Annotated in this window: 25 protein-coding genes; 4 read left to right on the plus strand and 21 right to left on the minus strand. The window is 61.5% G+C overall.

Annotated elements, in window-relative coordinates; translation table 11 throughout:
• Window positions 1-61 precede the first annotated feature (61 nt).
• The 4 genes from P0D96_RS34195 to P0D96_RS34210 all read left to right on the plus strand — a co-directional run bounded on the left by P0D96_RS34195 (window position 62) and on the right by P0D96_RS34210 (window position 2856).
• The gene (locus P0D96_RS34195; RefSeq protein WP_408318041.1) at window positions 62-979 is read left to right on the plus strand and encodes an NADP-dependent oxidoreductase; all 918 of its coding nucleotides are present in this window, start codon (window positions 62-64) and stop codon (window positions 977-979) included.
• Window positions 980-1121: 142 nt separating this feature from the next.
• Window positions 1122-1817 (plus strand): glutathione S-transferase N-terminal domain-containing protein, encoded by a 696-nt coding sequence (locus P0D96_RS34200; protein ID WP_408318043.1) that lies wholly within the window; start codon window positions 1122-1124, stop codon window positions 1815-1817.
• 61 nt (window positions 1818-1878) lie between these two features.
• Window positions 1879-2298 carry a cupin domain-containing protein gene (locus P0D96_RS34205; protein ID WP_408178897.1) on the plus strand — a complete coding sequence of 140 codons (420 nt, stop codon included), beginning with the start codon at window positions 1879-1881 and terminating at the stop codon, window positions 2296-2298.
• Between the two features lie 87 nt (window positions 2299-2385).
• Complete coding sequence (locus tag P0D96_RS34210; RefSeq protein ID WP_408318045.1) at window positions 2386-2856, plus strand: pyridoxamine 5'-phosphate oxidase family protein; 471 nt, start codon at window positions 2386-2388, stop codon at window positions 2854-2856.
• Between the two features lie 696 nt (window positions 2857-3552).
• Here P0D96_RS34210 and P0D96_RS34215 read toward each other — a convergent pair.
• The 21 genes from P0D96_RS34215 to P0D96_RS34315 all read right to left on the minus strand — a co-directional run bounded on the left by P0D96_RS34215 (window position 3553) and on the right by P0D96_RS34315 (window position 19769).
• Window positions 3553-3867: a TrbM/KikA/MpfK family conjugal transfer protein gene (locus tag P0D96_RS34215; protein ID WP_408214897.1), complete on the minus strand. Its 315-nt coding sequence runs from the start codon at window positions 3865-3867 to the stop codon at window positions 3553-3555.
• A gap of 12 nt (window positions 3868-3879) precedes the next feature.
• Entirely contained in the window at window positions 3880-4332 is a 453-nt protein-coding gene (locus tag P0D96_RS34220; protein ID WP_408214895.1) for a hypothetical protein, read from the minus strand.
• Window positions 4332-5042 carry a StbB family protein gene (stbB, locus tag P0D96_RS34225; protein ID WP_408318048.1) on the minus strand — a complete coding sequence of 237 codons (711 nt, stop codon included), beginning with the start codon at window positions 5040-5042 and terminating at the stop codon, window positions 4332-4334. The genes P0D96_RS34220 and stbB overlap by 1 nt, the downstream gene beginning before the upstream one ends.
• A 76-nt stretch (window positions 5043-5118) precedes the next feature.
• Window positions 5119-6783: an LPD7 domain-containing protein gene (locus tag P0D96_RS34230; protein WP_408318050.1), complete on the minus strand. Its 1665-nt coding sequence runs from the start codon at window positions 6781-6783 to the stop codon at window positions 5119-5121.
• Window positions 6780-8561 (minus strand): type IV secretory system conjugative DNA transfer family protein, encoded by a 1782-nt coding sequence (locus P0D96_RS34235; RefSeq protein ID WP_408318051.1) that lies wholly within the window; start codon window positions 8559-8561, stop codon window positions 6780-6782. The genes P0D96_RS34230 and P0D96_RS34235 overlap by 4 nt, the downstream gene beginning before the upstream one ends.
• 2 nt (window positions 8562-8563) lie before the next feature.
• Complete coding sequence (locus P0D96_RS34240; protein WP_097397535.1) at window positions 8564-8920, minus strand: hypothetical protein; 357 nt, start codon at window positions 8918-8920, stop codon at window positions 8564-8566.
• A 56-nt stretch (window positions 8921-8976) separates the two neighbouring features.
• A complete protein-coding gene (locus P0D96_RS34245; RefSeq protein WP_408318053.1) occupies window positions 8977-9267 on the minus strand; it encodes a hypothetical protein in 291 nt (96 codons plus the stop codon).
• Complete coding sequence (locus tag P0D96_RS34250; RefSeq protein ID WP_408318055.1) at window positions 9264-9491, minus strand: DUF3717 domain-containing protein; 228 nt, start codon at window positions 9489-9491, stop codon at window positions 9264-9266. The genes P0D96_RS34245 and P0D96_RS34250 overlap by 4 nt, the downstream gene beginning before the upstream one ends.
• Window positions 9488-9751 carry a hypothetical protein gene (locus P0D96_RS34255; protein ID WP_408318057.1) on the minus strand — a complete coding sequence of 88 codons (264 nt, stop codon included), beginning with the start codon at window positions 9749-9751 and terminating at the stop codon, window positions 9488-9490. Before P0D96_RS34255 ends, P0D96_RS34250 begins: the two co-directional genes overlap by 4 nt.
• Complete coding sequence (gene virB11, locus P0D96_RS34260) at window positions 9748-10788, minus strand: P-type DNA transfer ATPase VirB11 (RefSeq protein WP_408318059.1); 1041 nt, start codon at window positions 10786-10788, stop codon at window positions 9748-9750. Before virB11 ends, P0D96_RS34255 begins: the two co-directional genes overlap by 4 nt.
• A gap of 54 nt (window positions 10789-10842) precedes the next feature.
• The gene (locus P0D96_RS34265) at window positions 10843-11502 is read right to left on the minus strand and encodes a hypothetical protein (RefSeq protein WP_408318060.1); all 660 of its coding nucleotides are present in this window, start codon (window positions 11500-11502) and stop codon (window positions 10843-10845) included.
• Window positions 11503-11513: 11 nt separating this feature from the next.
• Window positions 11514-12860 carry a TraB/TrbI/VirB10 family type IV secretion system protein gene (locus P0D96_RS34270; RefSeq protein ID WP_408318062.1) on the minus strand — a complete coding sequence of 449 codons (1347 nt, stop codon included), beginning with the start codon at window positions 12858-12860 and terminating at the stop codon, window positions 11514-11516.
• Between the two features lie 18 nt (window positions 12861-12878).
• A complete protein-coding gene (locus tag P0D96_RS34275; protein WP_408318086.1) occupies window positions 12879-13769 on the minus strand; it encodes a TrbG/VirB9 family P-type conjugative transfer protein in 891 nt (296 codons plus the stop codon).
• A gap of 17 nt (window positions 13770-13786) precedes the next feature.
• Window positions 13787-14635 carry a VirB8 family type IV secretion system protein gene (locus tag P0D96_RS34280; protein ID WP_408318064.1) on the minus strand — a complete coding sequence of 283 codons (849 nt, stop codon included), beginning with the start codon at window positions 14633-14635 and terminating at the stop codon, window positions 13787-13789.
• 1 nt (window position 14636) lies between these two features.
• Window positions 14637-14780, minus strand: coding sequence for a hypothetical protein (locus tag P0D96_RS34285; protein WP_408318066.1), 144 nt, complete (start codon window positions 14778-14780; stop codon window positions 14637-14639).
• Window positions 14777-15067: a hypothetical protein gene (locus tag P0D96_RS34290; protein ID WP_408318068.1), complete on the minus strand. Its 291-nt coding sequence runs from the start codon at window positions 15065-15067 to the stop codon at window positions 14777-14779. Before P0D96_RS34290 ends, P0D96_RS34285 begins: the two co-directional genes overlap by 4 nt.
• A 23-nt stretch (window positions 15068-15090) precedes the next feature.
• On the minus strand, window positions 15091-15216 hold the full coding sequence (locus tag P0D96_RS34295; protein ID WP_408318070.1) for a hypothetical protein: 126 nt from the start codon (window positions 15214-15216) through the stop codon (window positions 15091-15093).
• A 9-nt stretch (window positions 15217-15225) separates the two neighbouring features.
• Window positions 15226-16140, minus strand: coding sequence for a TrbL/VirB6 family protein (locus P0D96_RS34300; protein WP_408318072.1), 915 nt, complete (start codon window positions 16138-16140; stop codon window positions 15226-15228).
• A 21-nt stretch (window positions 16141-16161) separates the two neighbouring features.
• The gene (locus P0D96_RS34305; RefSeq protein ID WP_408318074.1) at window positions 16162-16407 is read right to left on the minus strand and encodes a hypothetical protein; all 246 of its coding nucleotides are present in this window, start codon (window positions 16405-16407) and stop codon (window positions 16162-16164) included.
• Window positions 16400-17173, minus strand: a complete 774-nt coding sequence (locus P0D96_RS34310; RefSeq protein ID WP_408318076.1) for a TrbJ/VirB5 family protein — start codon at window positions 17171-17173, stop codon at window positions 16400-16402. The genes P0D96_RS34305 and P0D96_RS34310 overlap by 8 nt, the downstream gene beginning before the upstream one ends.
• Before the next feature lie 25 nt (window positions 17174-17198).
• Complete coding sequence (locus P0D96_RS34315) at window positions 17199-19769, minus strand: VirB4 family type IV secretion system protein (RefSeq protein WP_408318078.1); 2571 nt, start codon at window positions 19767-19769, stop codon at window positions 17199-17201.
• Window positions 19770-19938: the final 169 nt, after the last annotated feature.

A 19938-nucleotide genomic window follows, 5' to 3' on the forward strand; every position in this document is an offset into this window, starting at 1 on the left:
ACACACGCACATCGACGGAACATGTCCACCGAAGAGACAAATGACCGAGAGGACAATTCCCATGAAAGCAATCATTGTGACGGATCAGGCTGCAGGAACGGCCGGGATGAAGCTGTCCGAGCGGCCCGAGCCGCAGGCAGCGATAAACGATGTCGTCGTTCAGGTTTATGCGTCGGGATTCGTCCCGACTGAGCTGACGTGGCCCTCGACCTGGACCGATCGCCGCGACCGGGACCGAACACCGTCGATCCCTGGGCATGAGCTGGCCGGAGTGGTCACCGCCCTCGGCTATGGCACGACGGGGCTGTCGGTGGGGCAGCGGGTGTTCGGCCTCGCGGACTGGTATCGCGACGGCACCTTGGCCGAGTATTTGGCGATCGAGGCACGCAACCTCGCGCCGCTGCCGGGCGACGTCGACTTCACGGTGGGCGCGAGCCTACCGATCTCGGGACTGACCGCATGGCAAGGGCTGTTCCAGCACGGCCGCCTTCAGGCGGGGCAGAGCGTCCTCGTCCACGGCGCGGCCGGCGCGGTCGGTTCGATGGTAACGCAGCTCGCACGTGAGGCCGGCGCTTACGTCATCGGCACCGGACGCGCTGCCGACCGTCAGAAGGCGCTCGACTTCGGCGCGCAGGAGTTTGTCGACCTCGACAGCGACACACTGGAAGACGTAGGCAGAGTCGATCTGGTGTTCGATGTCATCGGCGGCGACATCCAGAAGCGGTCCGCAGGCCTGATTCGAGCCGGAGGAACGCTGGTGTCCATCGTCGGGCCGGCCGAGGCGCGGCCCGCCGATGGCCTCGCGGTTGACTTCGTTGTCGAGTCCGATCGCGCCCAACTGAGTGAGATCGTCCAGCGGGTGCGGGACGGACGACTGCGGACGAACATCGGCAACGTCTCGATCCTCGACGATGCCGTCGCAGCCATCAACCCGACCAAGCGGACCAACGGGAAGACGATTATCCGCGTTCGTCCGTGAGAAAGCAGGGAGGGCGAACAGTCCTGCCCTCCCCGTGGATCATCGTTGCCCTTTTGCCTCATGGCGATCGCCTCGGCACGCATCCAGACGAAAGAGTGGGCCGTGCCTTGGCCCAGCTCAACCCGCTCACTCTGGGGGAAAAATGACACTCCATCATCCAATTTTCACGCGCTCGCCGGCGCAGTACCCTGATCGGCTTCAGCTCTTTTCGTTACCGACACCCAACGGTGTGAAAGTCGGCATCATGCTGGAGGAGACGGGCCTGGCCTATGAGCCGCATCGCATCGACATCATGGCGAACGAGACCCACGATCCGGTCTTCCTCGCGCTCAACCCCAACGGCAAGATTCCGGCGATCTTCGATCCCGATGGTCCGGGCGGACGGCCGCTTACGTTGTTCGAATCAGGCGCGATCCTGATCTATCTCGCAGACAAGACGGGACGGCTCCTCTCCACTGAACCCAACACGCGCTACGAAACGACCCAGTGGCTGATGTGGCAGATGGGCGGTGTCGGGCCGATGTTCGGCCAGGTGGGCTTCTTCAACAAATTCGCAGGCAAAGCCTATGAGGACAAGCGCCCGCGCGACCGCTACGCAACCGAATCAGCGCGGCTGCTCGGTGTCCTCGACGAACGGCTCGCGGGCCGCGACTGGGTGATGGGCGCTGACTACAGCATCGCCGATATTTCACTGCTCGGCTGGGTGCGCAACCTGATCGGCTTTTACGAAGCGCGCGAACTCGTCGGTTTCGACCGCTTCGCGCATGTCCAGCGCTGGTTCGACCGTGGTCTCGCGCGTCTGGCGGTGCAGCGCGGGTTGGAAGTGACGGCCGCCTGAAGCAAGGCCGGCATGAAATAGGGAAGAGCAAAGACTAGCCGACTCTCGGAAGGAGACGTCCATGAAGATCCGAACCATCATCGCTGCCAGCTACGTGACACTCGCCATCGTGACGGCCGGCTCCGCCTCAGCCCATGACGGCGAAGGGCAAACCGTCACGAAGAACTTCGATGCGGTTATTCCTAATATTCCCGGCAAGTCGCTGATTGCCGTGGTAGTCGATTACTCGCCCGGCGCGGCCTCCCTGCCCCACACCCACGCGAAATCGGCCTTCATTTACGCCTACGTGATCAAAGGTGCGATCAAGTCGAAGGTGAATGACGGTGAGACGCGCATCTATCGGGCAGGCGAGAGTTGGTCCGAACCACCGGGCGCTATCCATTCGATCAGCCGCAACGCGAGCAAGACCGAGCCGGCAGAGCTGCTCGCTGTGTTCGTCCTCGACACCAATGACAAAGCGCTGACCACACCGATCAAATAGCTGGAAGCTTACCCATGGATCAACATTTGGTGAGTTCTGGCGAGCGATGCATGGAGCCGCTCAAATTCCTTTCAAGCGAGTATATCTATGATTGAAATCAACGCCGACGTGGAGGCGACCATCAAGCAGGCGATCCTGTCGTTCGTCGCGACAGTGAACGAGGATGGGACACCCAATCTTTCGCCGAAGGCGTCCTTGACGGTCAGGAACGGTGTTCTCTACTTCGCCGATATCGCATCGTTCGGGACGATACTGAACTTGAGGCGCAATCCCGCCGTCGAGATTAACGTTGTCGACGTCTTCCAGAGGCGCGGTTATCGATTCAAGGGTCGCGCGCTAATACTGCCGCCTGGTGATGACGAGTATCGGATGATCGCGGACTGGATTTGGGTGACAAACGGAGTCGAGTATCCTGTCAATCACGTCGTCAAGATCGACATCACTTCAATATCGTTATTGCTGTCGCCAGCGCATGTCTTCCCCGATCCTCCTCGAAGTCAAGACGAAATAAGGAAAACGTATTATCAAAAGTACGGTGTGAAACCACTCGGGAAATAGTGCGAGGTACGCGCGCGGGGGGGTGGCGAGCCCGATCCTGTTGATGTGCATTCACCTGTCCATCCAACCTCGGACTCCTGGAGTCGGTCGTATCAGGCGAAAAGGCTGGGTAGTCGGCCAGAACGACCCCTCTTTTCGGCTGACGAATTGACCTCCGGCCGAATGTGTCAACGCAGATCGCTCCGATTGTCCGTTTAAGATGTCCGGCCGCCGCCGCACCCGTCCGCATTCCGCAGCGGGGCGGCCAACTGAATTTCAGAAGCATTCTATTGCAATCAGTCGAAATCAAAGCCATTGAAAACAACGATTTTGATATTTGGCTTCCTCTGTGGAAAGGCTATCAGCGATTTTACGAAGTGGCACAATCCGATGAGCGCAATGTCCGCGACTGGATGGGGCCGGATGCGTTTGAGTCTCGGACTCGATCACACGGACATTACGGTAGACAGACATTGCGGTGTGTTCGCGGGCGAACTTCGTTAGTCTCGCGCCCCTTTGCAAGCCTGCACGGCGATGAGCAAGTGTCCGTTGTGCCTCGGAAAGCCGCCGTCCACGCCTTCCTCGCGAATGACAGAAGTTGGCCGAACCCGGAAGCCTGCTACCGCGTGCTGTCGACTGCGGGCCGTAGCCCGCACCGTAAAAAGTCCTGACTTCCGAGGGCAAAATATTGGCAGGACCTGAGAGAGCGGCTATGCGTCACGGACCAGATTGAACGTTTCCGTACCGGTCGTTCACACCCTTCTTCGTATCCGGTCCAACGCTCTTGCACTGGTTCGTGAAATCGCTACGGGCATTCGTCGTGCCTGTCTCATCGAAGTGGCCGTGATGAAATTTCACGATGGAAAAATAACCCGTCATATAGTTTTTGCAGTCCCCGCCGGCACTGCCACCGGCGATCAGACCGGCGAGACACAGGACGGCACCGCAGGCGGACGGGTTGTCGTCGTCGGCCAGCGCCACCGTCTGGGTGGCGATCGCGCCGCAGATTAATATTGCGATCAGTCGTTTCATGAGATCTCCATGTCAGATGGTCAGATGGCGCAGCGCCGCAAGGGCTCCGACCGTGAGTGCCGCCGAGCCAAGCATGGCGCACACGGTCCATGCGGCCAGTTCGATCCGGCCGATAGCACGACTGCGGCCGCGTTGTTCGCGCAAGACGTCGCGCAGCAGATCGCGGCTTCGCCCGTTGGCTTCGTCGTACTGCCTGAGCGAGATCTCGCCAAGCAGTTGATCGCGGGCCTCCGAAAACCGCCCCGCTTCGGCCAGCACATCGGTGCTCGATGCTGCGAACTCGTTGAGGAACCGCTCGTAGCGGGAGGTGAAGCGCAGCAGCGTAAGTTCGCCATCATCCTTAAACTGCTTGCCAGTGGTCTCGAGCCGCTGGGACAGATCCTTCACGTCACGGCGCAAAAGCGACAGCTCGCCGAGCACCGCGCCGATCAGCTCCTCACGGATCGAATCGTCCGGAGCGCCCATCAATGCACCAGGACCTTGAATACTGCGTCCAGTTCTGTCGTCACACGGCTCGCAAGACGTTTCAGTGCGACCATCTGCCGGATCCAGGCCTTCCGCTCTTCTGGTTCGCCCTGGTCGATCGCGTCAGCGTTCATCGCGACGTAGTCCGTGGGATCGTTGCGCAACTCGATGATGGATCTGTCGAAGCCCTTGATTTTCTCGAAGATCGGATTCTCATAGATCACCGCGTCCGTGCACAACATGAAACCCCGGTCGTCTTCATGAGCCTCGAACACCTTCGCGAAGAGCTTTTCGATGTCTCGCTTCGGATCGACCATGTTGAACACAACACGGATTCGGGACGCCGGAACACCAATGTCTTCCGAAAGCGACCGGAGCGTCGCAATCGTGTCGACCTGCTGCTTCATTGCCGGCACTGTCGGCACGACGAACAGGTCGAAATCCTCGTGAGAACCGTCGTAGTTCTGCATCAGGCTCACGAAGTCTTCAGCGTTCGATGCGCCGATGTCGACTACGGCGTTCCTGAGCGTCATCAACTGGTCCTGCAGCTCGTCGAACTGGTTGCCGCGCAACGCGGCGGTCTCCGTTCCGTCCGAGTTGATTGATTCAATCGCGATAACCTCCGCATGGTCAAGACGGGGGGCCAGCAGATGTCGCGCAACAGTGCTCTTGCCGACGTTGCCCGAGAAGTTGATTACTGCAATCTTCATGATGATCTGCTCCTGTTGTTCGATTTGACGATGACGGTCGCGAGGCGATCGCGGCCGCCCGTTGTTGTCCGCCGCCTTATGGTTCCATTTCGAGCGTCGGCCCGTCGTGTTCGGCGGTCTGCGACTGCGGGTCCTGTCCGCGTTCCGGTGTCGCCTGTTGAGTGGTCTGCTGTGCTGTGTGAGCCTGGCCTCGCTGCTCCCGCTCGATCTGCTCGCGTACGGCCTCGATCGTTGCTTCGCTTACCTGAGGCATGGGCACGTCCAGTGGCCGGTTAGCAGCGCGCGCCTCAGCCACGGCGCTTTCGAACTCCCCCATCAGCTTCTCCTGCTGCTGCTCCGGCAGACCCTTGATCTCGTCACGCAGCACCTCGCGCGCGGCCTGCGCCTTGATGCGCTCGCGTACCTCATCGAGCGTCTTCTGCTGTTCCTTCGAGTATTTCCAGTCCCCGCTCAGGAACCGCTCGCGCGCCTCATTGATCTGTCGGCGCTCATCGGCGTCGCGGCGCGCGCTGGCCAGCGCTTCGCGCTGCTCGCGCGTGGGCAGGCCCGGCACATCGGGCGAGAACACCAGCCATTCGTTGCGCCGGCTCTCGACTGACTTCGGAGCGAGTTCGGTACCCTTCTCGTCGAACTGGCGCTGCAGCGCTGTTACCGTCTTGCTGCCGCCCTTTTCCAGCTCGATCCGCTGGCCGGGCTGCACGCCGCTTTCGCCGATCGCGCGCTCGATGTCCAGTCCCCAGACGGTGCGCTCGCCATCCTCTGTCCGCACGGTCGCGTAGTAGCTGTCGTTCTGCTTGTCGTCGTGGTTGAACGGAGCGGGCCCGTGTGCCACCAGTACGCCCTCCGTGACACCGGCCGGCGTTGGTGTGCCCTGAGCGGGACTTGCCGGCGCAGCCGCAGATGGTTGCGCGGCGGCCGTCCGGGCGCCTCTGGGCGCGGCGGTATCACGCCCAGTTGTGACCGTCTTCGCCGCCTCCGGCGCGGCGGGCTGCTTTTGCCCCGCTGCGTCTGCCGCCTCCATCTCATTCGTGCGCGCCTTGTCCGCCTCACTGGATTTGTCGCCTGCGCCAATGCGCATCGCCTCGCGTGCAGCGGTCAGTACCGCCCGATCCTGCGCACCAGGTTTGAAACCACGCGTCGGCACGCCTGAGAGTTCAGCGGCGATCCACGCCTGCCGACGGAACTCTTCGCTGCCCTTAAGCTGCAGCTCGCCCCAGTTCTTCGCCTTCGCAACTTCGACCATGTGCACGATTACGTCGCGGTCCTCGCTGGCCGTCGACAGCGAGCGGCCCTTGTCCTCGAAGTGCACCGTTTCGCTCTTGCGATCGAGAAACTTGCCTTCATGCGCGACATACTGGTTAGTGACCGACTTCGGCACGTCATAGCCAGTCTTCTCGAAAACCGGTTTCGGGCGGATGGTGTTCTCCGGCCCATCGCCCTTCTTCCCGAGCGGCTTCCCGGTGCCGGCGGCCGGCTTCACCGACTCGTCAGTGGCGGTGTTGGGCAATGGGTCGCGCCTGAGAAGCTTCTCGACCTTCTCCCGGTCGGCCGCGCGGATTTTCTTCAGGCGCTCTTCGGTTGCTTCATCGACCGGCGTTTCCGGAGTGCCGGGCACGGCGCCCGCGTCCGGTTCGTTCGCCGGCGGCGTGACGCGCGCGCGAATGGTCGACGCATCGTCGGCGTTTGCCGCGCCGCGTTCGCGGTAGTCGATCCGGTCGGCGGGAAATTCGATCTCGTTCATACGGTCACTCCTTGCGGTTCAGGCTGTGATTGAGGTGCTGCGGTTTGCGCCGACACGGCGGCCGCCGCGTCCGGCAGGACTTCTCGCAGATAAGGCATCAACTGGAACAGCGACGCGCGGATGCTGTTACGGTTGGCCAGGTGGACAGGCGCGAGTACGCCGATCTCGTGCTCCCGGACGTCACGCGCCAGACCGGCCGTCTGCCTGGCGGCGTCCGCGGCCGCCGCGGCCTGCTGCGCGCGGCGGGCCGCGTTCTGCGTCTGCCACCACTGCTCGACGTCGATCTTTGGCACGGGTGCGCACAGTTCACGCGCGACGAACGCGGCGTGTTTCATCTGCACCTCGTTGGGAAACTTCGGACCGAAACCGAACCATGCGCGCCGGCGATTGGTCTTCTCCAGCTTCGCCATCACATCCTGCAGGTAAGGGCTCTGCCGCACCAGCCGGTCGACGAGCTCGGCGTCTTCATAGAAAAACGCCTTCTCGCACAGGATCGGCTCGCACCCCTCCATCGTGATGATCTGCTTGTTGTGCTTCAGCGCCCGCAGCTCCTGCGGCATCATCAACGCCCTGCCGTGCTCTGACTCGTTGGTGCTGGTCGATGAACTGCGCCCGCGACTACGGCTGCGTGAGCGCGCCATGTGCGTGAATGTGCCCAGCATCTCTGAGTACTCTTTCGATTCCTTGACCGTACGCGGCGCATACAGGCTGCGCATCTTGCAGTTGATCGCCAGCGTTTCGGCGCCGTGCTTGCCGTACAGCTTCGGATCCTCGATCTGTGACATGCCCTGAAAGATCAGCATCAGCCGGAGGTTGTAGCCAGCAATGAACGGGTTGGCCGTATCGATGATGTCGATCTTGCCGGGCGCTGCAAACTCGTCCAGGATCAGCGCGCACTGGTATTTGAGCGCAGGATTCTCGGCAGGCAGCTCGCGCGTGTTCAGGTCGATCAGCTGCGAGAAAAAGAGATTGACCAGCAGCGCGCCGGCTTTCAGATCGCCCGGCTTGATGCCCACATAGATCGACATGCGCTTTTTGCGCACATCGGCCAGATTGAAGTCCGAGCGGCTGGTTGCCGCGTCGACCACCGGATTGCTGAACACGTTCAGCGGCGCGGTCATCGTCGATACGATGTTCGCGAAGGCTTCCTTCGATTGCGACAGGAAGCGGTTCAGCGCATCCAGGCACTCGAAACTGAGCGCCGGCAGACCGTCGGTCGCATGCGCTGCATCAGCGCGCGTGCTGACGATCGACGAGATGTGTTCACGGATCGCCCTGCCCTTGCCGGAGGCCTGTCGCAGCACCTCACCAAACGTGCACGGCAGCGAGGGCGTTTCCAGCAGATACAGGACGATCCCGATGAACAGGTTGCGGGCGTTGTCGTTCCAGTACTTCAGGCGCGCGTCGACGTTGGACGGATACAGGTGTTCGCCGATCGTCATCACGTCGCCCACGCGCGCATAGGCGGGTCGGCCGGCGATGTATTCGAGCGGGTTGTACGCGTGCGAGCGCCCGTCTTCCGAGAACGGCGCCCACAGGTAGGTTTCGTGACCGCATGCCCGCCGATAGCCGGACGTATAGTGGTAATTCTCTTCCTTGATGTCCTCGACTACGACGGAATCGGGATAGGTGAGAAGATTCGGGATCACGATCGAGGTGCCCTTGCCGGAGCGGGTGCCGGCGGCCGTCATCAGGAAATCCTGGCCGTAATACTTTAGGTATTCACCCTTGTACTTACCGACAATGAAGGGCGGATACAGATGTTGTGAGGTCGTCATGATTATTTCTTCTCCAGCAGGCCAGCCTTGACGATGTCGTTACGGGTTGCGAAGCGGGCCTCGCCAAACTGCGCGAGGCGCTTGCGGCCCGACACGAGCGCCATCGTGATCACGGCCACGGGCAGGCCGGTGATCACCACCGACAGCAGCGTGCACACCTTGAGCGCGCGCACCACAGCAGGCACGTCGCCGTAGGCATGCCAGTAGTCGTACAGCGTGAACACGCCCGCGCTGCCCTCCGGCAGCTTCTGCATCTTCGCGAAAAGCTGACCGCCGGCGAACTGGCCGAGGAACGCGAAGCCGCACAGGATCAGCAGGAAGACCACGACGGGGATCAGAATTCGAAGCGGTTTTGGCATGGTCGGTCCTCAGTGCGCGGACGCGTCGATAGCGGCCTGAAATTTCAGATGCGTTGTCATGCGGCCATCTCCTGTTGGTGCAGATGCGCGCTCAGGTCGCGGTGCAGGCGCATCGCGTCGCGCACGTGATCGAAGGGTCCGTGGAACTGGTTGCTGTTGGCGGCCGTACACCGACGGATAGGCTCCCACAGCAGGTAGCGCCACTCGCCATAGACTGAGTACCGTGCGATCGTCCAGCCCGACGGGTGGACCAGCGCAAAGTCGCCGGACGGTCGCCATTTGCACGGGCCGTCATCGTTCGCGTCCGCGGTATCGACAATCGCGGGAACCGGAAGATCTGTCTTCATTGCGGGAACTCTCCGGGTGGATCGGCGGACAGGATCCGCAGGGCGTCGCGCTGCGCGTCGTCCAGCCCGGCGTCGGGGACACCATCGCGGCCGTGCACGATCACGGCGCCGTAGAGCCGCGCCAGCGCGCGGACCTCTGTGCTGGCAGCAAATGCTTCGTCCGACGGCGAACGCATGCGCCATCCTTCGATCGCCGCCTCGATATCGCTGATCGCGAAGTTCATACACGGTCCTCCCTGCGAACGAGCCAGTGCGCCGTGAAACCGCGCGACCACGACGCCACATAAACAAAGCACAGCGCGAGCACGCCGTACTGATGCGCTCGCCACGCCATGTCGAACCAGAACGGCTGCGCAGCCAGCCCGAAGATGCAGGCCCAGCGCCGCCAGTGCGCACGCCGGTCCTGCGACAGAAACACGGCGAGCGCACCGCACAGGCTGATCGCGATCTGTTCGATCATCTGCGCCGCGGCATCGGCGCTCATGAGACACAACCCAGCAGCTGCGCCTTGCCGATCGGGTCGTACCAGATCTCAGCGAGCCGCTTGTCGCGGTTCATGAACAGGACGAGGTCCACCGTTACGCGCACCTGGTCCATGATGAATTGCCAGTCGAGCGTCTGGCCAACGACGCTCTGCTTGACCAGCGTCGCGATGCGCGAATGAGCTGAACGCGCGTCGTTGCAATGCACCGTCGTGATGCCGCCTGGCGTGCCCGTGTTGAGCAGCGTCAGGTAGTCCCACGTTTCGTCGCCACGACACTCGGCGAGAAACACACGGTCGAACTTCATGCGCAGTGTGGAACGCACCAGTTCCTTCGCCGGCAGCGTGTCGCTGAAGAACATGTGCACGCGATTCGGATGGTTCGGCAGCGACAGTTCCGGCGTGTCCTCGATCGTGCCGATCCGTTCATCGGACGGCACGAGGTCTGAGAGCGCCTTGTTCAGCGTCGTCTTGCCGGAGCCGGTGCCGCCGGCGAGCGCAATATTCAACCGGTTGGCGACGGCAAGCTCCAGCATGCGCGTGACGTTGCGCTGCGACTTCGCCTCGAGCATCTCCATCTCGAACGGCTGCAGATCAAGCGCGGCTGGCATCTCGCGGCGAGGCGAAACGTCGCGGTATCCCTCGAACCAGCCGTTGGTGTCGTATTCGTCAACGGTAAAGCGCACGTTCGAAGGAATACGGATCGTGATGGAGATGGTGTCCCGCTCGCAGGCCGGCTGCATCAGAACGTGCCCGCGCTGGCCCTCCGGCAGCACGACTGGATGAATCGGTTCTTTCGTCCAGAACTTGCCGCCCTTCATGACCGTCAGGGCATTCGCGAGCTTGGAGCAGGCGTCGAACGTGCAGGCCGCGGCTTCGTGCCGCTTCCAGCCGTGCGAGCCCTGGGTCCAGATCTCGCCCGGACGATTGATCGCGACCTCGGTAAGACTCCCGTCGAAAAAATTTGAGATCCCCATCTGTTTGAGGAAGCTACGGGCGATCGTGCCCTTCTCGATCACATCGATTATGTCTGCGCTCATCTGCACTCCTTTCTGGTTCAGGCTCACATCCATCTTTCAAGGTGACGCGCCGTTTCAGCGGGGCGTGGTGCCCGAATCCTGCGGCTCGATCTGCACTGACACGCGATGTGGGCGGCGATCGTCCGGCACGCTGCTGGCAAGCTCGCGAAGGGTTTGCGCCGGCGAGGTGGAAACCACGGTTGCGCTCAGAGGCGCGGCCGGCCGGGTCCATTTCCATGCCACACCGCCGATCGCCACTGCGCAGAGCCCCGCTGCAAGCAGGACGCGCGATGTGCGTGAGGCATGGCGATCCTGAATTTCCGGAACTCGATCTGGTTGACGGTTAGTTGCGCTCGCTTCCGTTGCAAGACTGGCCGCATGATTGGCTGGCTCGTCGAGCGACGGCAACGCGCTGTCGCCCCACTCCGAAATCGTCAACCCGATACGCGCCCCGACGTTACGCAGCAGGTTGCGCCGCAGCGGCGCTGACATATCGTCGATGCGGCACCCATCGAGCGCCATGCAATCCTCAAACGTGTGCTCGTCGGCGATCTGACGCAGTGGCAAGACATCGGGAACCACAAGCGCACGGCGTGCATCGACCCGTTCGGCCAGCTGCCGAACCGTCGTGCCGTAGAAACAGAAACGCAGTGCGTCGCGCAGTTTGGTCTCGAACATGTCGCGATCGAGGCCATGCAGCGGGAAATCGTCCGGATAGGTGATCTTCAGGTTCATGAGTCCGTTCCTCATTGCTGCCCGTTCGGGCCAACAGGGTTGCCCTGCGCGTCGACGTTCTCGTACACACCGGTCAGGTCAATGTCGCGTGCCACAAAGATATTGATTACGGAGCCCTGGTTTGAATAAGCCGTCGGCGGGATGTTGATGGTGTTACGCAGCGTCTCCGCGGCCACATCCTGCGTGGCGTTCGAACTGTTGGAGAATGTGATCTGGTTGCCACTTCCGCTCGCCTTGTTGGCCAGCGCCTGGCCGAAGTCGCCAATCAGGCTGACCATCAGCGCGCCCTTGAACCGCAGCCAGAAGTGCTCGTCGACATAGGCTGGAATACCCGCAGCACCCAGCGGATCGGTCGCCGGCGAGTTCAGCGGAATGTGTACGTCGCCGTCGTCGATCTCGTCCCAGATCGCGCCGATCACGCCCTGCCCCTGGACCACCGCATCGCGCTGCTCGCCCTTCGCCATCGCACCCTTGCGAACAAGCAGCGTCGTGCCATCGTCAGACCATACGTCCTGCGCGATCGGGCACCCGATCAGGCCGGGCCGGTCGGTACGGATCGCCGTCGACTGACCACAGCGGATCATCGTGTTGCGACTGAGTAGGTAATGCCGGTTCGGCCGGAACGAGGCCTGCATCGGCTGCAGCTTTGACGGCTGCAAGGACTGGTCGATCGGCGAGCCCTTGCTGTCGCCCGCGTCTACCTTACTGGTTGAGCTGGACGCACCGCCACCGTGCAGCGCTGACAGGCCCATCGACTTCGCCAGACCCGCCAGACCATCAGCATCGCGACCACGCGCTCCAGCGTTGCCGCCGGCCGTGTTGCCATTGCTGTCGTCTGCGGTTTCATTCGATGCCACGGGACCATCTTTGCTCCGGTCAGAATCGTTATTGCCGCTCGCGACGAGCACACTGCCCTGCAGACGGCGCGCGGCCGGCGTGAGCGGCCGCGGCTGGTTGCTTACGGCCACCGCCTGTCCGCTCGTCTGCGATACCGCGCCAGCCGGCGTCGCGAGGTGGGAATTCGCGGCAGCGGCGGCCGCAACCTCCGACGCTGCACGGGCCTGATCTTCTTCCGCACGCTTTATTCGATCCTTCTGCGTCTCTAGATCCGCACCGGCGTCACTCGCGCCGCTATCCTTCGGTTTGTTCAGTACCGCCTGCTTCGCATCCTGATGCTGCTGGAAGAGCCGTTGCAGATAGATCGTCACGCCCGACGCACCCAGCGCAATAACGGCGAGCGCGACCAGCACCAGACGCAGCTTGCCCACGCGCGTTTTCCGGCGGCCCGGCAGGTCGAGCGAAGGCTGCGGGCCGACGTCGGCCGGTACCGCATGTTCCATTTCGTTTCGTTCAGTCATACCGTGTTCGCTCCCTGATCAGTTCGTCGATGCATCGGTATGGTCACGTGCGATGCGCGCGCTGCCCGGCACCGATGAGCCCGCACGGTTGTAATGGCCGTCAGGCGCATAGCCGTCGTTGCGGATACCCAGCACCGACTGGCCGTAGCGGATGACAAACGACTTCGACACTTCGTGCACGACGACCGTGTCGCCCTCCATATGGAAGTTCGCTGTCGCTTCGCCGCCGTCGGGCAGCTTCGTGAAAATCGTTGGCAGGTCACGCGCGGTTGCGTACTTGAAGTACGTAAAACGGCCGTCGTCCCACAGTGCGGTCGGCGCGAGTGCGCGATCGCCGCGCATCATGTACTGGATATTGGCTGCGGGAATCGATGCGAGAGGAGCGGCTTTCGCACCACCCACGCTATTCGCAATCGATGCCGGAATCGCTGGCCCATTAGCCTGCTGACCGCCCAGCGCTGCGTTGACAGCGTCCTGACGGCGCTGCTGCGCGGTTGCCGCTTTGGCACGCGTGTCCGGATAGTTGAAACGCAGTATCCATGTCGCCGGCTGAGCGGCCGACACGTCGACAAGTGACAGCGGATACGTGCGCCGGTTGGTGACCAGCAGAAGATTGGTTTCCGGCTGCGTCGCACCCGGTTTGAGCAACGCGCCACTGTCATTGATGGCTATGTGCCACGCCTTCCCGTCTCCAATGCCCTCGCCGCTGTTGATGATGTGTTCACCTGGCTCGAACTGGATCATCACCGCGCGCCCCGGCATTGTCGCGACGCGATAGGCCTGGTCCGGATCGTAGGTCGCGCACTGGATGTGCGGGTCGGAACCGCAACTGCGCGGCGTTTCGAGGGCTCGCGCGTGGATCGGCGCCAACGCGAAACTCAGTGCGACCGCGGCCGCGCCTGCTGACATCCGGATCGTTCGTCCTTTCATGCTCCACCTCCCGCTGCCGCAGAGCCCGACGCCGGCGCAGCATCGGCGGGCGCCCGGGTCCAGTCGCGTGTGACCTCGTAGCTCGTGCAGCGAAAACCGTCCGCGTTGAGATCCTGCTGATCCTGTTTTTCGGGAACGTTCACACGCTCGAATGCGACCGTCGCAATCCAGTACGTCGGATCCGGACGCTTTACGGCCGCGTTGAGCCAAACCAGTTGCCGCGAGCAGAACACCTGTGCCGTCGTTCCCACGAAAGTGATCGAGCCGACGTGTGCAATGACCCGCGCCTGATCCTTCAGCAGCTTGAGTGGGCCCGTCGGGCCGCGCACGAACCCGTCATAGGCTTCCTTCTCGTGGTCGTCGCTCATGAACATCACTGCGGCGTGCGTGTCCGAAATCGTCTCCCAGTCGTAGCTCTCGCGCAGTTCGACGTAACGGTGCAGATCCGCGCGGTCGGTCTTCTGGGAAAACGCGACGTGTCCGTTCGCTGTTGTCGGCAACACATCCACCTTCCCTGTCGTGTCGTTCACGCGCAGCACGGCGGGCGGGTTCGGTCGCTTTAGGAGTCCTAAAGCCCCCATGCCAGAAACAGCGGCGAGGGCGACAACACCCATGAGCGCCGAACGCCGGTCGGCGATACGGGCCTTCTCTTCCGCGGCTTCGACCTTTGACTTTTCGAAGGCCTGCGCCTGTTTCAGGTACCAGCTGACTGCATCGCGCTCGCCTGACTCAACACCGCTCACCGGCGCGTCTGCGCGCGTGGTCGACCCGGTCGGGCTTCCCTTACGTTTGCGCGCGTTCGCTCCCGACGCAAACCATTGCCTGATTGTCGATACCATTTTCATCTCACTTCGATCCGATGTGGCCCGATTGCTGGGCCAACGGCTGGTTGACGGGTACCCACTGGCCGGTCGGCTCGGGTGGTTTCGGTGGAGAACTGCAGGCCTGCAACGCGAGAGCAAGCAGCGCGAGCGTTAATGTGCCTTTCATGATTGCTTCCCTTGTGTCATATCGCCCGGGAACGCTCGGCGGAACAACGCCAGCCAGCCGTAGCGGCCGATATAAACTGCAATCTCCACGCCCTGTACAAGCAGGATGGCCACGACAGCGCCATGTTCGAGCCGGTCTCCGTACACCTGCAATGAGCTAATTCCAAACCAGACGACAAACGCGCTGAATACCAGCAGGGCGAGGCACCCGGCAAGCCGCGATGCCCTACTACCTTTCACCCGCTTCACAAACGTTGCCGCCTTTCCAATGCGAAGTTGCGCTTTCAATTGTGATCTCCTGCTACCTGCATCTAATGCAGACGGTGGTAAATGGAGGTACCGATGCTATTCAGCAATGCCAGCGCAAAACCGGCAAATGTGACCCAGCAGACAGCGAGCAACCACCAGCGGATCAGTTTCGCAAGAAAATCCGGCATGTTCCCTCCTTACGCTTTCGACACGGATCCGCCCGTGTTTTGCTTCCCCTCGCCGCCCATCTTTGCCGCAGCCGCGAGGGCCTTACCGGCCGCACCGAGCTTGCCGGTCATCGTGGAAATCCCCACACCGCTTGCCAACGCCGAAGCGAGACCCGGCAGATTGAGCGCAACAATGAAGAACACCACGCCCATCACATCGATTTCAACCACCTGTTTCATCGATGGGAAAGCCGATCCGGAAGGCGCGATCTTCTGCGCAAAACCCACCTCGATAGCGCCGGCGCCTGCAAATAGCGCCACGAGCAGGGCGTAGTTAAGACACTGGCCCGCCCAGTTCCAGAAGAACTGACGCACCGGCGGAAACAGTGCCATTGAGATAAAGAGCGGCCCGAGCGCAAGCAGCAAACCGAGCGCAAATTTGGCGAGGATGATGTATGCAACGGCCAATCCCATAAACGGCGTAGCGAAGATAAGCAGCACCGTGATCACCCACACAGCTCCAATAATCTGGAAGCCCTCGGCCCTGTCGTAGATCTGCCCACAGGCATTGATGTATGCACTCAACAGATTGTCCAGGCCAGAGATCGGATTCGCCTGCCCAGTGATCGCACCGGCCAGTTGCTCACCCAGGCCGTTCAAGGCAGGTACGATGTAAGTGGTGTAAAACTGAATATTCATCCCGCAGGTCAGGATGAATGCCCAGGTTGCCATGCGCATCAGGAAATCGTTGATGGGCTCATCGTTCCTGCCCTGCCAGTACGACCACAGGATCAGCAGTACATAGATGCTGAAACACGTTGCCATCAGCGGCGAGATCAGTCCGATGATTCGCTCCGAACCCGAACTGATGGTCGAAACCACGTTCGCGTCGAAGTCGGACGTCATGCTAGAAAAGATCGTCGTGGTGATCGGTATGTAGGACATTGGAGTTCCCTGTGTCAGGCACTACTTCTGGACGGCTTTCGCAGCCACTTCCTCGTCAGCTTTTCTCTGCGCACGCCGCTCCGGCGTTTCTTCCTGTTCAAGCTTTTCTGGAGTCGTACCCAGGAACTGAGCCTTGAACGCAAGTTCGCGCTGGTGTGCAGCTTCTTCCTGCAAATTGTGTTGATGCCTGTCCCACGCGAGATAGCCGAGGTAGCCTGCAATCGCGACAAGCAGACTGATGATGGTCGAAAGAAGTGCTTTATTCACCACTGGAACCTCCGAGGAAAGTGTTTTTGAATTCGCGATCGCGCTGCTGTTCGGCAAGCTGCAGCTCTGTTTTCTGCAACTGCGCGGTGAGCTGCAGGCGCGTCTGATCGTTCGTGACTATCGCTTCTTCCGCTGCCATGCGGTTCTGGAGATCCGCTTTCTGTGCCGGATCCTGCGTCAGATTCGACTGCTGCATGAGCGACTGGATGTTGTTAAAGCGCGCCATGATCGCGCTATACGCCTGCTCGTTCATCGCCTTGTTTGCAGCGAGCGTGTCGTAATAGCGCTGCTGTCCGGACGTGCTCGCGCCGGTCATGTTTTCCTGCTGCTCGATCGAACGCATCGTTGAGCTGATTCCCGACAGGCTGCCGCTCTTCGCCTGGCTGTAGATGTCCTGCCATTGTTCAGGCAGGTAGTTGCGCAGCGCCGGATTGTTCAGGATGTTGCCAAAGCTGCTGTTGCCGGTCAGCGCCTGAAACTGGGCATCCTGATTCTGGACCTGCTGCATCAGCTGCTCGACCTGCACCATCTGTTGCGCGAGCTCCGCCGGTGAGATGGTCGGCACGCCCTGCGCGTGGGCCTGCGAAAACGCACAAGCGCACAACAACGCGACCAGACTGCGGCGCGGCCAAAGCGTAATTCCCGGCAGATAGGCAAAGGCGCCCATGCCAGCGCGCGTTGATCGCGCCCGCAGCGCCTCGCGAAGGTTCCGGATCGCTGGTTCAACCGGCCGGCGCGCGGCCGGATAGACATCGGTGCTGTTCATCGCTCCCTCCCTGGGTTGCAGCACATCATGCAAAAACTTCGTCGTCAACCGGCTGATTAACCGGTGGATAAATCTGCGCAAGCTCGGCACGTTTGCGCTCGAGGCCGCGCTGTAGTTCCCCGATCCACAGCCGCTCATCGGCGCCGTGCTTCGCCGCGAGCCGCGTGCGCAGCTTGCGTTCAAACACGCGGTACAGATGGACGGGCAGCCAGACGTCCGGATCGTCGCCAAACTCGGCGCGCACCCCGTCGCAGATCAGTGCGTTCTCGCGATCGCCGGAGAACACCGCAATCGCGTCGTCCAGGCCGCTCAGGTCAAAGCTGGCGAAGGCCGACTGGTTGCCTTGCTTGATAAGGAAACGGCGCGACTGTGGCGTGAGTTTTTTGAATTCCTTGAACTCCTTGCGGGTCATGCCGTCGCGCAGATAGGCCTCTTCTTCGGCCGCCGGATCGGCCAGCCAGATCTTCGTGGCGACCAGACTGCGCAGCGCGGGAAACAGGTCTGCCGCACGCTGTGCCTGTTCCGGCTGTTGCGTGATCAGTCCCATGAATTCCCCTTCTTTACGCCCGCTCGCCAGCGTTTCCTCGATCTGCTCGCGGATCGTGCGAAAGCGCAGCGGCAGCCAGTACTCTTCGATCACCGTCAGCATCAGGGTGCCTTCCCGACGCATCAGTTTTTTGAGATGGAACAGATAGGCGAATGCGGGCTCCGACGGCTCATAGTTCTCGACAAGAAACGCCTCAACATCGAACCCGATCCAGCGTTGCTCGCTCATGTTCAATGAGAGATTGGGCGGGTTATCGAACACCCACCAGAACCGGCCGCCCTCCGACTTGCACCAGATCGACAGACGTGCGCGCAGGCCGTCGTCGCCTTCGTCCGGAATGCTGTCCAGTAGCAGGCTGAAGCGACGCAGCCGAACGTCATCGACCCCCATTACCGCATCGACGGCGTTGCGGCAGTGAATCTTCTCGCCGGCCGTCAGGTCGATCTTGATTGGCTTACCCTGATGGTCGACACCGTTCTTGCGGCCGCACAGTTCGACGAGCCCGTAGAGGAATTCGCGATTGTCTGGCGTGTCGGCGAGCTCGAACGGCGCCCATCCGGTCGGCTTGCCTTTCTCGAGATAGACATAGGCGCCACCCATCGCGCGGATAAACACTTCCCAGCCCCGCCCCTTGTCCAGCACGTACAGCATCGGATCGAAGCGGGACAGCATGCCAGTCGCCGCTACGATGACCGTAGACTTCCCGCTGCCCGTCGTGCCTTTCGCTTCAAAATGGCCGGCCACCTTCTCCGAGACATTGATATCGCCCAGCCGGCTCGCGTGCGAACTGTAGTTGTACACACCCGAATCCGAGCGAAACGGGATGACAGCTGACCCGTCACCGATCGGGTTGCCTTCCGCCTTGCCTGACGAGTAGTCGTGGCACGTGTACATCGCAGCAAAATTGCGCGAGGACTGCACTTTCGGACGAGGTTTGCCCGCAGCGCCCGGGACCTGCGAGAAGTACGTGAACGGTGCCGATCCCGTCGCCGGCGACCATTCAACCCCACACTCGTTGCGTGAGCGGGACGCAAACCTGTCGGCGTTCTCCAGCGCCTCTTTCGCTGTTTCGCCGTAGATAACCGCCGCGCCGTGATACTCGCCGAACGACAGCTCACCCGTGTTCACGTAACCCTGAGCGTCGCGGAGTTCCTTGACCTGATGCTTCGCCTTGTCACCGGCCGACTCCAGCTTGTTGATGACCGAATCGATGGTCCGGTTTGACTCGAAGCCCGTCATGCAGTTGAACGTATGCGTAATCGTGAATTCCATGTTCAACGTGATCAACGGGTCGAGCTGGCCCCAGCCCGGCTTCTCCGGGCAACCGCGAAGGTCAAGGCAGGTTGCAACGCGTCGGTACGCCGGCACGTCGCTTCCCGCGATCTCAAGCGTGTTGTAACCAAAATGCAGATGGCTCGACGGGATGACATCGGTGCCGGGTTCCGCTGCGACCGGCAGATCGCCGGTCTTCCCATTGATGAGATAACTGACGAGCCCATACAAAGGCGAGAACAGCATCTTCGTGCCGTTCATGTGCTTGCGCTCGTACACTTCAAGCAACTCGGCTTCATACTCGCCGAACTGCAGCAGCGCCTGTTTCGCAAGGGAGCCGATTTCCTTCAGCCCGTCATCGAAGTCCTCGTATTTCAGGATGAGCGACAGGTAGTAGCGGTTCTCGAAGAACTTTTCGTCGCCGAAACGTCGTCCGATGTACTCGCGTACGAACCACTGCAGGAAGCGTTGTTTGAACCGGTACACGCGGTCAAAACTCACGCGCTGTCGTATGAACGTTGCGTGATAGCCAAGGCGACCACCCAGATCGCGACCCAGCTTGCTGTACGCTTCTGTATCACGATCGAACATGCGCTCCATCACGACATTCTCGTGCACCTCGAACGGCACGCCGCGCATGGCCAGCGTCACCATGAACCGGTTTCCCTCAAGATGCTGTACGTGTTTCGTGACTGGATGTCCGTACTTCGGAATCCAGTCTTCCACGGCGCCGATCGCGCCGAGGATTTCGCTGGAGACGGCGGGTCTGCTCTGCATCAGGCCTCCGTATCGAGTTCGCGCAGCCGGCGCTCACCCTTGGACAACGGTTTGAGGAAATCGCGGTAGACGCGGCGTTGCCGTCCGTATCGCAACGGCGCGAGCGTGGCGGTGTTGCCGAAGCGCGGCGTAGACCGTCCAGCGTTCACGCGCGCACGGACCCGCAGCC

This window comes from Paraburkholderia sp. RL17-347-BIC-D, assembly GCF_046027915.1.
Taxonomy (GTDB): Bacteria; Pseudomonadota; Gammaproteobacteria; order Burkholderiales; family Burkholderiaceae; genus Paraburkholderia.